Annotated in this window: 16 protein-coding genes; 3 read left to right on the top strand and 13 right to left on the bottom strand. The window is 49.8% G+C overall.

The window, feature by feature from the left end; all coding sequences use genetic code 11:
• Nucleotides 1–47: 47 nt before the first annotated feature.
• Nucleotides 48–1,214, bottom strand: a complete 1,167-nt coding sequence (locus EI42_RS27745) for an RNA-guided endonuclease InsQ/TnpB family protein (protein ID WP_111325892.1) — start codon at nt 1,212–1,214, stop codon at nt 48–50.
• Entirely contained in the window at nt 1,207–1,608 is a 402-nt protein-coding gene (tnpA, locus tag EI42_RS27740) for an IS200/IS605 family transposase (protein WP_111325923.1), read from the bottom strand. Before tnpA ends, EI42_RS27745 begins: the two co-directional genes overlap by 8 nt.
• A gap of 237 nt (nt 1,609–1,845) precedes the next feature.
• Between tnpA and EI42_RS33540 the strand changes: the two genes are divergently transcribed.
• Nucleotides 1,846–2,145 (top strand): hypothetical protein, encoded by a 300-nt coding sequence (locus EI42_RS33540; protein ID WP_111325891.1) that lies wholly within the window; start codon nt 1,846–1,848, stop codon nt 2,143–2,145.
• 295 nt (nt 2,146–2,440) lie between these two features.
• On the opposite strand, the gene EI42_RS27730 is transcribed toward EI42_RS33540, so the two are convergent.
• The 5 genes from EI42_RS27730 to EI42_RS32105 all read right to left on the bottom strand — a co-directional run bounded on the left by EI42_RS27730 (nt 2,441) and on the right by EI42_RS32105 (nt 5,193).
• Nucleotides 2,441–3,193, bottom strand: a complete 753-nt coding sequence (locus EI42_RS27730) for a hypothetical protein (RefSeq protein ID WP_111325890.1) — start codon at nt 3,191–3,193, stop codon at nt 2,441–2,443.
• A gap of 804 nt (nt 3,194–3,997) precedes the next feature.
• Nucleotides 3,998–4,231 carry a hypothetical protein gene (locus tag EI42_RS32110; protein ID WP_137686380.1) on the bottom strand — a complete coding sequence of 78 codons (234 nt, stop codon included), beginning with the start codon at nt 4,229–4,231 and terminating at the stop codon, nt 3,998–4,000.
• 94 nt (nt 4,232–4,325) lie between these two features.
• Nucleotides 4,326–4,496, bottom strand: coding sequence for a hypothetical protein (locus EI42_RS32860; protein ID WP_170142963.1), 171 nt, complete (start codon nt 4,494–4,496; stop codon nt 4,326–4,328).
• A 156-nt stretch (nt 4,497–4,652) separates the two neighbouring features.
• Nucleotides 4,653–4,979, bottom strand: a complete 327-nt coding sequence (locus EI42_RS27720; protein ID WP_111325888.1) for a hypothetical protein — start codon at nt 4,977–4,979, stop codon at nt 4,653–4,655.
• Nucleotides 4,936–5,193, bottom strand: coding sequence for a hypothetical protein (locus tag EI42_RS32105; RefSeq protein WP_137686381.1), 258 nt, complete (start codon nt 5,191–5,193; stop codon nt 4,936–4,938). The genes EI42_RS27720 and EI42_RS32105 overlap by 44 nt, the downstream gene beginning before the upstream one ends.
• Between EI42_RS32105 and EI42_RS27715 the strand changes: the two genes are divergently transcribed.
• Both EI42_RS27715 and EI42_RS33535 read left to right on the top strand, forming a co-directional pair.
• Entirely contained in the window at nt 5,187–6,104 is a 918-nt protein-coding gene (locus tag EI42_RS27715) for a hypothetical protein (protein WP_111325887.1), read from the top strand. The two genes, EI42_RS32105 and EI42_RS27715, sit on opposite strands and share 7 nt — an antisense overlap.
• 222 nt (nt 6,105–6,326) lie before the next feature.
• Nucleotides 6,327–6,575 carry a hypothetical protein gene (locus EI42_RS33535; protein ID WP_211326375.1) on the top strand — a complete coding sequence of 83 codons (249 nt, stop codon included), beginning with the start codon at nt 6,327–6,329 and terminating at the stop codon, nt 6,573–6,575.
• A 757-nt stretch (nt 6,576–7,332) separates the two neighbouring features.
• Here EI42_RS33535 and EI42_RS27710 read toward each other — a convergent pair.
• The 6 genes from EI42_RS27710 to EI42_RS27680 form a co-directional block, all read right to left on the bottom strand.
• A complete protein-coding gene (locus tag EI42_RS27710; protein ID WP_111325886.1) occupies nt 7,333–8,193 on the bottom strand; it encodes a hypothetical protein in 861 nt (286 codons plus the stop codon).
• 1,027 nt (nt 8,194–9,220) lie between these two features.
• Nucleotides 9,221–9,481, bottom strand: coding sequence for a hypothetical protein (locus EI42_RS27700; RefSeq protein WP_111325884.1), 261 nt, complete (start codon nt 9,479–9,481; stop codon nt 9,221–9,223).
• Nucleotides 9,482–9,516: 35 nt separating this feature from the next.
• Entirely contained in the window at nt 9,517–9,894 is a 378-nt protein-coding gene (locus EI42_RS27695) for a hypothetical protein (protein ID WP_111325883.1), read from the bottom strand.
• Between the two features lie 63 nt (nt 9,895–9,957).
• Nucleotides 9,958–10,311 (bottom strand): hypothetical protein, encoded by a 354-nt coding sequence (locus tag EI42_RS27690; RefSeq protein ID WP_137686384.1) that lies wholly within the window; start codon nt 10,309–10,311, stop codon nt 9,958–9,960.
• Nucleotides 10,312–11,086: 775 nt separating this feature from the next.
• Nucleotides 11,087–12,181, bottom strand: coding sequence for a pentapeptide repeat-containing protein (locus tag EI42_RS27685; protein ID WP_170142962.1), 1,095 nt, complete (start codon nt 12,179–12,181; stop codon nt 11,087–11,089).
• 653 nt (nt 12,182–12,834) lie between these two features.
• The gene (locus EI42_RS27680) at nt 12,835–14,139 is read right to left on the bottom strand and encodes a hypothetical protein (RefSeq protein ID WP_111325880.1); all 1,305 of its coding nucleotides are present in this window, start codon (nt 14,137–14,139) and stop codon (nt 12,835–12,837) included.
• Between the last annotated feature and the right edge of the window lie 80 nt (nt 14,140–14,219).

Here is a 14,219-nt window from a genome sequence, read left to right as displayed (position 1 = left end):
TTCGGATCGTCATGTGACGACTCCCCACGGATAAATCCGGGGGCTTCTCAAGTGTTCGCTTGACGGCTCCGTCCGAGCCGAAGGATGTTGATCGCTGCGTTATGATCGCGGTCAAGGGAACACCCACACTCGCACGCATGCCAGCGTTCCGAGAGTTCCTTTTTCTTGACCGCGCCACAGCCGCTACAGGTCTGGCTGGTGTATTTGGGGTCAACCATCACGATCTGCACCGTACCGGCCCATGCTGCCTTGTACTGACAGAAGGTGACGAATTGACGCCATCCAGCGTCCAAAATACTTTTGTTCAGACCGGCTTTCGCACTGGCTCCATTGGGCAGATACTGCCCGGTTTCGGCATCCTGCTTCACCTTTGGCCGTTTGGAGAGGGTGGCAGGAGCCAGCTCTTCAAAGACAATGGTCTGATAGGTATTGACCAGCCAGCGACTCCATTTGTGCAGGTAATCGTTGCGCTGATGGCGCACCTTGCGATGCAAGCGCGCTACCCGCTTGACGGCTTTCTTGCGCCGATGACTTCCCTTCTTTTTGCGAGAGAGAGCCTGTTGTGCCTTCGCCAGCTTCTTCTGGGCCTGGCGGTAGAAGCGAGGGTGTTCGATCACATCGCCTGTGGAGAGGGTCGCCAGCTTCGAGACACCGAGATCAACGCCCACCTCTTCATCAGGAGAGGGAGTACGCGGTATGGTTTCCACTTCACAGACGAAACAACAATACCAGTGATCGCCTTCTCGCTTGAGCGTACAGGTTTTTCCCTTGCCCTCGATGGGGCGGTGCAACTTGAGCTTGATCGTGCCAATCTTGGAGAGACACAAGCGGTTGTCGTGCGTCACGGAAAAGCCCGATTGTGGGTAGGTGAAGCTGTCAAAGCGGTTCTTGCCCTGGTATCTGGGATAGCCGGGCGTCTCGCCCTCTTTGACGCGACGGAAGAACGCCTGGAAGGCTTTGTCCACCCGCCTGAGCGTGTCTTGCAAGACCTGGCTATGAATCTGCTGGTACTCCGGGCGCAGTTCCTTGATCTCGGAGAGTTGGGCAGCTTGCTGTGTGTAGCTTGTTCCCTTGCCGGTATACCTATAGCAGTCTCGACGCTCTTGCAAGGCCGCGTTGTAGAGTTCTCGAAGGCGATCAAGCACGCCTTGTAATGTGATCGCTTGCTTTTTCGTGGGATATAAGCGATATTTATATGTTTTCAGGCTAGACATTCTTTTGATGCTCAACGTCTTGCTTGATGACGGCGAACGGTGCTCCGCCAACCGTACTCACAAAAGAGGAAGATGTCCACAACGTTGGTAACGTGCGTACCAAGACAGGGAATTCTCGGCGCAACAGATGGGAAGACCGCCCTTTGAGAAGTCGAACCAGTCGGTGAATCCCAAATTGGGGGTCGCAACCAAGCAAGAGATGCACGTGATCAGGCATGATTTCCATGCCGAGCAGGTCAGCTTGACGCTCTTCACAGACTTCTTGAAGGATCTGCTTCAAGCGTTCTGCAACCTCGTCGGTCAGCACCTTGCGTCGATACTGAGGACAAAAGACCACATGGTATGTGCAAGAGGAATAGACATTCCGATTCGATTTGTACGTTATTGCACTCATGCGAACAAAATACAGCACAGAGCTATCTCCTGTCAAGCGGCAACATTCCCCACTTCCCCAGCCGCATGAAAAGGAACGCGCCTTATATCCCTACGGCTGAAGCCGAGGGTTTTACGGCGTGGTTCGATAAAACGATTTTCTACGTGAAAAATACCATTTCTCTTCTCTTTTTGTCAACTTACTCTTCAGTTATAGGACTTTTCTCTTGCATAAAGAATGAGACTCTCCGGCACTCCTGTGCCAAGCACCCATTATATCTCTATCGCTCCTGAATTAACTAAGGCCGCTCAGGAAGAGGCACGGACTGAGCGAGATGCTGCGGAGGTCGCAATCTGCCAGATGGAAGCGATGGAGCTACAGGTACAACAGCTTCAAGCCAAGCACCAAGAACAGCTTACCGAGGGAGGCCGGGATGATCAGAAGCAGCTTGCAGGTGCGGAGGAGCATATACAGGCATTGCGGCAGAAAATAGTAAAACAGAGAGAAAAAAAGAACTGCTGCTTCAGGCCCACCGTACAACCTTTCAGGAGAGCGTAAAACGAGAAAGAGAAGAGGTTGAGCGGATGCGGTCAGAGCTGGAAAGCGTGCGGGCCGAGGCTCAGAAGAACCTGGAATGCTTGTAAGAGCTTCAGGATACATTGCTCAAGGAGGGAGAGTGTTTGAGGCGGAAGTGGGAGTCAGGAGCATTTCTGCAAGTGATATTCATATGGCTCTCTTCTCACTGGAAAGGTCAGTTCACTCTATGATCAGAATTGAGCTTAGAAGTGGTACAGTATCTTCCTAAAGAGAAAGAGCCAGGGCAAAGGATATCCCGGCCCTGGCTCCAACACGCCTATGCTTTCCAGAAGCGTGCCTTGAGGAAGTCAGTAAAGGCTCGCATCTCCTCTTGATAGAGGGCGAGATGATGCCGCTTTTCCTCTACGGTACGAAGATTCTGAAGGCCTGCGCCCTGCGGCTCAAGGCGATTCATAGGCGGCATACCGGGAAAGACGAACCCCTGAATAATCAGATGGTGGTCAAAGGGTACGGAACGTCGGGTATAGAAGTGCTCTAGGATCTCTTGGAGCTGTGCTCGTACCCGGAGATGCTGAAGTGCTTCCTCCTCAAGAGAAAGACCTTGTATTGTCTCTGGAGCGGCTTCTACCTCGACCCACGGGTAGGGCATACCCTCATCTTCGCCGTGAGGGCCGAGATGTCCTTCACATGAGGCGATCGTATAGATCCCCAGAGCATTTAGAGCCACAACCGTCTCCAGTATTCCTGGGTCGATGAATTGACCAGCTCCGTCAACCGTGCGCTTGAAACGCTCTTCCAAGCTTGTCCAGAGGTGCTTTTTTGCCTGGAGCTTCTGCCTATCCTGACTATGCTCGGGCTTTTTGGGATGCCGTCCGGGTCGGTTCCGTATGGTGGTTTGCTCAATGTGGGGCTTATAGTACAGGTAGACACTCGGACTCAACTGATAATAATCAATCTTGCCGTATTGTATGGCAAGGGTACGGATATATTTTGTTGATGTGCCAAGCATTTGCGCAGCCTCTGCGGCTGTAACCCACTCATTTCGATCAATCGTGCCAATTCGTTCCATTTCGTCTACCTCCTTCTCAGTCTATTATAATGACCGAAGCCATTATTGTCAAGACCTTTCTCAAAGAAGCTTGATGAGCCTTGTAGGAGGGAGGAGAAGGAAGCGCGTTTCGCTGTCAGATTCTGTCATGGCAGTCAAGTGTTTCCGCTTCGCTCCAATGCTCTCGCACAGCTTGGCCCTGGCTTCGAGCGTTTCGATAGGCGGTGTTTTTTGGCTCAAGCTCAACTCTGGGCGCCGGTAAGCCGTTTTGCTCCTCTTGTGGTGAGCGAGCGGAGGGACGCGATCACGCTAACGGAAGTGAGACACGCGCAACCATTTCAGTGTGGTTGAGCCTGAAAGTACCAGAAAGAGAATGCTACAAGGCATTCCCGTTTTTTCGTTGAAAATAATGCTACAAGGCATTGTAATATACAGGTACCAAGTGAGTGGTAGATCAAATCCTAAAAGGAGGTAAAAGATTATGGCATGCGAAACATGTAAAGGGCGCGGGGTGGGTGTGCCCTACCTGCAAAGGCCGCGATCTCACTGTGAGCGGTGCCGTGGGAAGGGAGAAATCCCTTCCCCCCACTCGCAACCGCAAGACCGCGTATGAGGAGCGGTGTCCCAAGTGTCGAGGCTATATTGTTGATTCGCCCGGGCCCGGGGGAGGGAGGAGCAATCCTCTCTCTTGAGAGAGAAACAAGCTGACATCAGGAGGAAAGTATCCGAATTCCTCTCTAAACGACCTCAACAATTTGATTTTTGAGGATGAATTCACGATTGAAGAACAAGTGCGATCTGGCGATATCGCCGCACTCGACACACTTATACAGTCGAATTTGCGGTATATAAACCCGACTGGCCTCTCTCTATGCGTTCATTTACCAGTTTGAGGACAGCGACGAAGCCGATGAATTGATCGGAGTCGCTAACCTGGCGACCCGAGAGAATCGCGAAGCGATCGCGGGCGCGAGACATCCCGGACGGTATCTCAGAGCTATCGTACGACGCGAGATGCAGCACTATTGCCTGTATAGGCGTAATGGAATTCAAGATCACAGAGAGACCTGAATATCGTGCACAGGCTCCAAAACAAATAAGTCTGAACGCCCCAATTGGCAACTCGGAGGATCTTGTTTATGAAGATCTCATTTCAGACATAAGCTCTATTGAAGATGAATGGATGGAAGCGGAGGAAGCAGAAGCGCGCCAGGCGGTCGGGCGGGCTATCGACGATGCCCTCAACCCGATCCAGTGGGACCTCTTGCCAGGGAGAGTCACAGAAGTCGGCGGGTGTTATATTGAGCTGGTTTGAGCGGATCATGCCGTGTGTTTCCCCGCTTGAAGCGGGCGGGAAGCGGTGTGTGAGGGAGGGTGCACGATAAGGATCCGCACGAGCGGCGAGGAGCCTGTTGCCACTTCTGGAAGAGCATTCACGACCACGCCATCCACTTCGACCCAGGCGTGGAATTCAAAGCGCTCATTGCTGATCGGGCCGCTGGGGCGGGATCACATGGGGAGTGATGCCCACACACTGCAAAAAGCGCCACAAGGGGGAAGGAACGTCCCGTGTCGAAGCACTGCCCACCCATCTGGGGTCGCGATCAAAGGTCAGGAGGCGTGGGCAGCCATCCCGCTGCAAGAAGGCCCCCCCCGCCTCAAAGGCCGTTTCCGCTCGGAAGTCATCGCGCATCACTGCCTCCAGCAAGATGGAGGTGCCAGCATCGACAAAGTTGAGCACCTCCACCACGTGCTGCCGCTTCTCATCGGCGTCGCTTGGCGGAACGGAAGCATCCTTCAAATCCATTTGGATCTCCTCCAGTGGCTTGTGTGGCGGAAAGCCGCGTGCGTCTACGCTGGGGAGGATCAAGGATGAGTCCCTGCTGCCGCAGGATGTTCCAGATGGTGGCAACCGAACGAGGAATCCAGACGCCCAGTTGGGCCAGTTCTTGATCGCGCTGCAAAAAGGCACGAATGGTGCGAGCACCCGGGACGCGGCACAGGAAACCGCGCCGTGTCAAAGGCGGTAAATTATACAAGCTGCGATGAGCAGGAAGTGGGAACACTCCTCAAGCAATTTCCAGCCCTTGAGATCGTCAGCCGCGATCGGGGAGGCTGCTACGCCAAAGCCATCCGTCTCGGCACCCCTGCTGCCCAGCAAGTTCTCGACCGCTGGCATCTTATTCGCAATCTGTGTGAACAGTTTCAGAAAATCCTCGCTAAAGAACTACCCCTGTTGCACCAGGCAGGCCGAGCCGTTGCAGCACAGCAGCCTCCTGATCCTGCTCCGGTACCTTCTGCGTCGGTTCCGAGAGAACGACGCAAACCGCCTCGACGCGCCCCTATGGCGATCGGGCCACAGCGCGCCTGGCAGCTGGCCATGTTTGAGCGCGTTCATGCGCTCGCCCGAGAAGGGGTGCGCGGATCAGAGATTGCCAGACAACTTCAGATCAGCCCAAGCACGGTACACAAATATCTCAAGCAGGAGCAGCTGGCGGATCGACGGCACAGCCCTCGCCCTTTCCTCGCGGAACCGTACCGTGCGTTTCTTGAGCAACGGCTGCACGCTGGCCCCGTTCAGGTTCGAACGCTCTGGCATGAGTTGCAAGCGCAGGGTTTTACCGGGAGTTACAAAAGCGTCTGGAATCTTGTGAGAACGCTTCCCTCCCCTCCCCATCATCCTCCAGCAGTTTCCCCTCAGCCCGTCCGTCGTCCTGCCGTTTCTCCTTCCACCCCGCCTCGTCATGAGCGCAAGGTTGTCTCCATACCAAATACACCAGAGGCTCAGCGAAAACGCATCAAGTGGATGCAGTCTCGGGGATGGGGATATGTTGGATTTGAGGCCTTTGGTGGGTTTCTGGGAGAGACGAACCTTCTCGTGCTCGTCAAACCCCTGACAAATCTCTTACGGTTCCGCCGTCCGCAAAAGTAGCTTGTAAAGCACTGCAGAGTTGCACTTGGATCGTTGCTGATGGTCTTGTGTGGTTTCTGTTCCGATCAGAGAAAACGGCATAGATTGAAAACTCTTCATGCTCATAGAAGAGAGAGGAAAAGATGAAAGACTATCCTCACCCGAAAAGATATCATCAGGAAGCCATCCAGAGGGCCGCAGAACGCTATGTAGAGGGATGACAACGCGCTGGTCTGACACACCGTGCGACTGCGGCGAGCCGTAGCCAGCCGCGCATATGAGCAGGCTACGCTAGAGTTTGAGGCCGATTGGCAGGATGTGTTTGCACACAACATCAGATTTATTCGGCAACCTCATAAGGAGCGGATTAACGCCATCAAACGCGACGGCGCACGGCTCCGGGCTTTCACGTGCATCCCTTTCGCCATCTTCTTCGGAGGTTCCCCAGCCAACTGTTTCTACACCAGTAACTGGCCGGGAGGCCTGATCTGACTGCGGGAGCAATAGCATTTCTTGCAATGCTCATAGGCGGGGCAATCTTTGACCGACCTGACAAGTAAGAAGAATAATATGCTCCAATGGTCTGCACAGTATGCTCCATGACCACCAAGAAACTTTGCATCTCTCTTCTGAGAGTTTAGCACAGATGCTTTTTCAGGATAGGGTTGACGGCTGGCAAGGTTGTTTCAGTCATCAATCCTAGGCATTATGCTGCCTCTAATTACAGGCAGCATAATTAATTGATAGATAAGGCCTCCAGCACGCAGGCCTTATCCTTCCTATAGCGGGAGCTTTGTGAATGCAAATCCTTTGGCCTCACCAAAATAATGACCACTCACAAAACCATAACTATGGCTACCACCGGGACCGCATTCAAAAACGCTTCCCTCTCCATGTGCACTTGTAAAGTTTGCAGAGCGCGGGCCATCTTGCCCCCAAAATGTTTGTCCCCAAGATCCACTTCCACACCGCTGCACCCCCTGAATGGTTGCAAATAATCCATCTACCCATTTCGATGTTCTGGAATCAGATCTACCCGTAAATTTGCCGAGGCCCCATTGTCCGCCAGTCGGAGCGAATATAATACAGCTCTCGCCCCATATAGCAATACCATCGTAGGTATTCCGCCCATCTGCATAGTTTGTTCCATTAGTACAAGGTATATCCCATGCATGAGCAGGTGAGGGAACAAAGAACAAGAAACTGCTACAGAGAAATGCCAGGAAGAGCAGAAGTATTGCCCATTTCTTCACCGATCACATCCTTTCGTAAGCAATTGTGCATGGGTAGGAAAAACAGAGCTGGTTCCTTTCTCTGTCTCATACACCTCAACAGTTCCAAAAACGGTCTTCATGCTACTCATCGCCCCGCTGGCAGTTCTGGTAACAGCGTAATCCACAAGCAAGCGATGATGTTGGTCTATCTCTTCTGTGACATTTCTTTCAGCCTCTCCCCCATTGAGTTTTTCCGTTTTTTCCCAGATTTGGACGGCCCCCGTCGCTGCATACACTTTTTGGGGAGAAGGAAGACTCTGCTTTTGTGTTATGAAAGACGGAGAAAGGTTTTGCGAAGGAGCAGGAGCTGTTCTTTTCATTTGAAAGGTGGCTTGTTGCAGTTTCATCATATCGATGAATAGAATCCTCGGTGTCTTTAAAGCGGAAGGAGTCTGAGGAGATTGTATAGGACACCCAAGAGGCATTTGTTGCATAAAAGGATCTTTTTTCCCAAACACGGTTGTACTTGTTTGCCTGTCCTCATAAATCTCCTGATAGAAGGTTTTTCCATCAGCGGAGGTGTAAAGGCCATAAAATTGCTCTAGCTCACCAAGCTGATTGAGCTTCATCCATATATCCGCTAAAGTTGTTCGCTCTTTTTCTGGGGCCGATGCACTGTCTTTCAGTTGCTGTGTCTGAAGTTGGGTATAATGCAACAGCTTATTCCGAAACTCTGGAGGTTGTACAATCCATGGAGCTGTTTGAGAGAGCGGGTCACTCTTTACATATTGATCTGGTGAAGCGATAACGTGCGAGGAGAAAAGCCATACCCCTACAACAGAGAAGCAGACAAGTAACAGTAGGGTTATGAAGAATCGTCTCTTTACGAAGCGCATGAGAAATCCTTTCTATGCTTTTGCGAGTATGGGAACTATTTCCCAAATAGTCTGCCAGAGTCTCCCTGTTCGCAATGAATCTGATTTACGTCTTCTAATAGAATAGAATTTTATTTATTACTTTGTCAACTTTTTCCTTAGAAACCTTATAATAAGGTAAGGAATATTATAGCTAAAAAATATCGAGTGAGAACCTTAGGTCTGAAGCACATCTCAATCCCCATAGTTCGAATCGTAGCATTGTCGGGGCCTGAACAACCCTCCCACCAGTGGTTTTTCATGGAGCGTCAGTACATTCCTCGCAGCAGGTGCGAAGCATTGTTTTTTCTGCATTTAGCAGTAAAGCATACTGAGAAGAATTTAAAGAGAATGGAACGAATGTACTCTACTGATCTGGCGTACTGAGAACGAAGAGGTTTCGAATTTCTGAAACGTTTCAGAAATTTTGAAAAGAAAGGGAGAGGAGCGTTTGCTCAGAGAGGGAGCGCGAGTCACCGTATTGGAGAACTGCTTTGTTCTTCGCGTAGCTTTTCCAGAAGGGTCGGGTTTTGCTTCAGACGTTTGATCCGTTCTTTCTCTGCTTGCCGAATATAGAGGCTCCGGTTTTGGACGTGGAAGGAGTGAGGAGTAATACCGAACTGCGCCTGGTATTTGCGTAGGATAACGCGAGATATCCCCACTTCCTGCTCAACTTCTTTGAGCGAGATATAATCTGGTTCTTCTTGGGCGAAAGAATGGTGCTGCATGAATGCCTCCCACTGGTGAATGTATCTGCCCGGCTGCGCTGATAAGGAACTCTCACCGAGGCACGTGACCTCATGAAAACAATCGGTATATTCTTGTAACGTTTGCCACAAGATCTGCGCTTGCTCGTTCGTCGGATGCAGTTGTACCACAATCGTTCAGTGTCGGGTAGACCACTGGCGAGTTCTTAATCATGAGCTAGAGTGGTATGGCTCCAGCTCATACCACTACACCCGGATCAACGCGAGCTCCTAGCCCAGCGCGGCAAAATCTGCATCTTGCTTCAATGAGGGGGGTGTTCCTGCACCTTCTTATGGATGCGCTGCACTTCCAGCAGACGCTTTGTACTCTTGAGATGTTGAGCCTCCTGATAGCCCTGTGTCAACATATGGACACCACGGTCGAGCTCACCACGCGCCAACACCGCATCTGTCAGATAGTTATGCATCTCCAGAGCGAAGCGTTCTGGAACTTGAACTCGCAACCGAAAAAACTCATCATAGCTCTCTTCAACCTGCTTGTAGTATGACTTCTTTCCATGCACTGCAAGCTGATCTCAGATGATCATCGCCTGAAGATTCAATAGCCCTGGGCCGAAATCGCTCGCAAGATAGGGCGGTTCTTGACTGATCTCCCTCCAAAGTATATTTCAAACGCCTGATCCCGGTAACGATTGGCTTCATATTCATTCCCTGCTGCTGCTAGCGCTAATCCATACTCTGCCAATGACTTTGAGCGTAGGAAATGAGTGCCCCCATTCTGACTCAGCTCAACTGCCCGCTGGAACAGTGCAAGTGCCTTCGGGAGAAATGCCTCCCTACCAGGGGAAACAGGAATGCCAAAACAGAGCGCATTCGCAAGATGAATGTAACAGGCCGCCTCTAATCGGGTATCGCCCGAAAGCTGGGCATATTTGACCGCATTACGGCAATCGACCCTGATGTTGAACAAAACCATATTCTGAAGAAGTAAAGGCATTCTTCAGGGGAAAGGTCGTGTTGAGAGTATCTACTGTCTATGCTAGATATTCCTCTTGGCCGATTGTTGTAGTGAGTATAACGGAAACTGCTGATCAAGATGCATGAGATCCTGAATAGCTAGAGATAGATTGATAGAAGCAAATACATAGATAATCGATATAATAGTCTTTAGAAAAAGAAAAAACTCGATCATACAAATTAATGAAGAAAATTGACTTTCAGGGAAAGAGGCAATTTCTTCTTCTGAGCGAGCAAAAAGGCGAGTGGTCGTCCAATAGGAAGAATCAAGTATTTTCCCCTCATGCCCCGAGTTTTTTGGTCCTGGCACAGCCACCACAAATAAAAAACAACTCGCCTCCTTCTTGAACCTGGAAACAGTTGTCGTCTTTGTCACAGAGAGTATATCCTTCAGGGACAAAGAAGATATAGATCTCCTGCTCAAGATGGCCAGGGCCAATACCAATACCACATAGGCTACAGAAGTGAATTGGGAAGAAGAGCCGTTTTTGTGGCTTGAGGCCAGCAGCAAGTTCAGCACGACGATTCTCGTGCCAAAATGTGCTACTTTCGACTTGCGAAGGCAGAGTGATTGGTAAAATTCTCTCAGCGGAAAAGCTGTAGAGTACTCTTGGTGGTATAGTAAGAAATCTTCTTTGCATTGTTCCCCTCATGTGTTGAGTCTGCTTCCTCATGTAGAGGGAAGCAGAGTAAAAGTATAGCGAAAAGTGTAAGAAAAACAAATAGAGGATTTGCCATTGTACAAGTAATACACCCCGTTATGATACGCTATGTCTTGTTCTCTTTTTACATATTTTCTTGATTTTTAGGAAAGAGAGAGAGGAAGAGCTGCTGTGTGCGATCCTACACTTGCTCGGGGGAGAGGGAGAGCGTGCAGGGCAAGAGAAAGGAGCGTTTCTCTTGAGGCGCGTGAGGGGAAACAAGTAAGAGAGGAAGAAGAGCTGCTCTCTTCTCTGTCCTGGGAGGACAGATGCACCGCTTGTCGGCGAGGGGAACAGTGACAAGAGATGATCCTTCTTGTATACAACGGCTTTCCTCTTTTCTCCTATCCATATGCTCAGCGTATCATGTACCGTGTGAGCAATGCGAATTTGCGGAGGGAGAGAGAATGAGAAACAGAAATATGTTCTGCTTCTCATTCCGGTGATGGCCTAATCACTCAACTGTTGACACCATGAAAGAAGAATGGCGCGAACAGGAGTATCAGCAGGTGAATACTCCTGGTCTTCGAGTGGGGTTAAAGCGCTCGAAAATCTCTCTACAGCAAGAGCGCTGGTGTTGTTCGTTGGCAATAAGAGCAGCGCGGTGAGAGACCGTTTCAGTGGCTCTTTGCGCTTGAGCCACTTTGTAAAGCGAGCGAGTGCTTCTCGCCGTTGAGAGAACAATCGATAGAAGTGGAAGCGGATCTGTCTTACATTCTCCGTCAGGAGAATGTGTTCTGCCTGTTTCCCAAAGGATATTCCTGTGAGTGTGGACCAGCAGAGGTTTACATCTGAAATCTCTTCTGGTATGAAATGAGCGCCAGTCAGATTGGCATAGGAAAGATCTATATGGTGTAGATGGGCACCTTGCCATTTGGTGAATTGGAGATCGGCGGAGGTCGCGATAACATACTCCATGTGAGTCTGCTCCAGATTTGAGCCAGGCATATGGACATTGGTCATATTGCACTCAGAGAGTTTCGTTTCCGTCAGCACACTCTGGGCGCTATGCCAGCCGAGCATCTTGCATTCCGAGAAGCTAGCTCCTCGAAAGGATGATGAATAGGTATTGGCAGCGCTGAGGATAGACTGCCTCCATGAGGATTCATTCGCAAGGAGATATTCAGCCTGGACGTGGCGCCAGTTGGCCTGGTTGATCTGTGTTCTGGTGAGGACAGCTCCGTTGAAAAAGGCGTCTTCGGCTTCCCAATTGGTAATCTTGATTCCCTCTGCCCGAAGGTTGGGGATCCTATGTCCGTTTGAGAGAATATGGTTCCATTGTGCTGCTTCATCTCCTCCAGGAGTAATCCAGTGAATGTTTGCCTGTTGAATTGGTTTTCTTCGCTCCTCCCAGATATGGTTGGTGAGCTCAGTGTATTCTTTGGGTCCAAGGTAAAGCGGTGGGGTGTCGAGTGGTACTTCTTCATCCTCATACTCGGCATACTCGGCGAAAGATTGGTAGAAGTCATCAGGGATCTGATCATCGAACGCGAAGTCGTCATCATCATAGTGTTCATCAGAGAATAAGGCATGCGAATCAGACATGAATCTTGCTCCGTTGGATATTGAGTATTTTTTGTCATAGTGACAAAAAAATCTATGACAAATAATGGCCTCTTGCTCACAAGATAGGCCAGCTTTCATTCTCTGATGATACCTCATCAATTAGACTGATGCTGTCTGTTCTGCTTCTCTTTTTCTTATTTCTACCTCATCTACTTTTACTCCTCTCTTCCCGTCAACTTACTCTTCAGTCATAGGACTTCTCTCTTGCATGCCGCAACATTTCGCGATAGGATAGAAGTACAGCGTATTCGGTAATGCCACTCATTAATTACAAAACATACAATTAAGGTAGTGATCTCACGGCCTCACTATCATGTCGCTTACCAGCCTGGCCCTACATAGCAGAACACTTACCTTCTCACTGCTTACCTCATATCCGCAAAAGGACCATCCACAAATCATGCCCATCGATTTACATGAAGCGTATGATACAAAGCGAACAGTGAAAAAGTGAAATAAGCAAAAGAAAGAAATGTATCCTATCAGGATTGTTTGTGGGAAGAAGAAGCAGCAATTCCTCCCCCCTGAAGTGATAGGTATCCTTGCCGCATATCATCATAGAAGCTAATCGCATAAATGTTCAGACACCTGACGGTCTATCTATATTTATGCATATATAGCAAGAGAATGTACTACTGATCGATTCCATGCATCTGCTCAATAAAGTAGCGTAATATGCACAGACAATTCGCAGCAAACTGTGGATCCTCTCCATAGGTGTGATCCCGCCCATGCATAACACCATTGCGCCGCGGGATAATCCAATTAGTGAAAACAGCCGCAATTCCGGAAAAAGAGGAATCATTCGCCCAGCCGGACTCATTCATCAGATCCCTCAAACCGGATAATTTAATAGGCTTATTCTTCTTATTCAATGCTGGCCTGCCATCAGGACCACGCCGATAGATAGTATGCCCATCTAGAACCACCATATCGCGTAGCAACAAAAAGTCACCAATAACCCCTTCCAATTGCGGAATAATGGACGGGATCGCAGCGTAGTACCGCTTCTCCAGATACACTGCCAGTCCTTCACGCAGTGCGGGCAGACGAGGACGCAAGACCTCAGAGTGCTCACAGAAGGAGAATAGCAACTCCATAAAAGAGGGATTATGAGTCATATCCAGCGCCACCTGTGGATCATGCTGCCCTTGTTTTTCCATCCCCACTATCTCAAGAAGCTCCTTCATGGTCATCTTTCGCTCTACATACTCCAGTAGCGATTCACCTGCCAGTCCCTCTTCTTTCTGCATCTGCCTGAGCTGTGAAAGATCAGGAATACGCTGGAAGAACTCCTGTGTCCGCAGGAGATCAGAGGAAAGGGGAGCAAGCCAGTTCAGTTGCAGTGCCTGAACAGACTGCTGCACGTACCGGCTAAGAGCCGTAAACTCTCCCAGAAGCAATTTCTCTACACCCAACTTCTCTACACTCAACAAGGAAGGCTTGAATGAAGGAAGCATATCCTGAAACTTGAATGAAGGGAAGAGATTTTGCATCGAAGAAGAGAGGCGAAACGGCTTTACCACCTCATTTATCGGCTTTGACAGATCTAGAGTTGATTGAAAACTTCGCGTAAGTTGATTAACATCTTGTTTAAAAGACTTAACCAGTTTCAGCATGTGCTGCTCAACTGCATCCTGAAATGTCTGTAACGTGGCGTCCTCTGACAGAGGATACTCCTTCCCAAACTGCTGATTCCACCAGTCAAGCAGAATCGCCTGGATCTGCTCATCAGGAACATCCCCTATTCGCTCAACAAACGAGCGTGGCTCAATCATCATCCGGTCAAGCAGCATCTCCGCATACTGCCGAGCCGAGAGCTCCTGAGACCCAGTTTGTTCCACATCACTCACATCCCGCAAGCGTAATTGCCGCAACTGGAAAGTGCCAAAGGGCAATTTAACAACAACCGGTTTAAAAAAACGTTCTGCTGACATTCCTGAAGGCATCTCTTTCTTTTCCTTTCTGGTTCAGATTAATCGGGACTAGTATAAAAGAAAAGCAATGTGCCTGTCAA

The organism is Thermosporothrix hazakensis, assembly GCF_003253565.1.
GTDB classification, from domain to species: domain Bacteria; phylum Chloroflexota; class Ktedonobacteria; order Ktedonobacterales; family Ktedonobacteraceae; genus Thermosporothrix; species Thermosporothrix hazakensis.
Note: the sequence above shows the minus strand (reverse complement) of the source record. Positions and strands in the feature narration are given on the sequence as shown.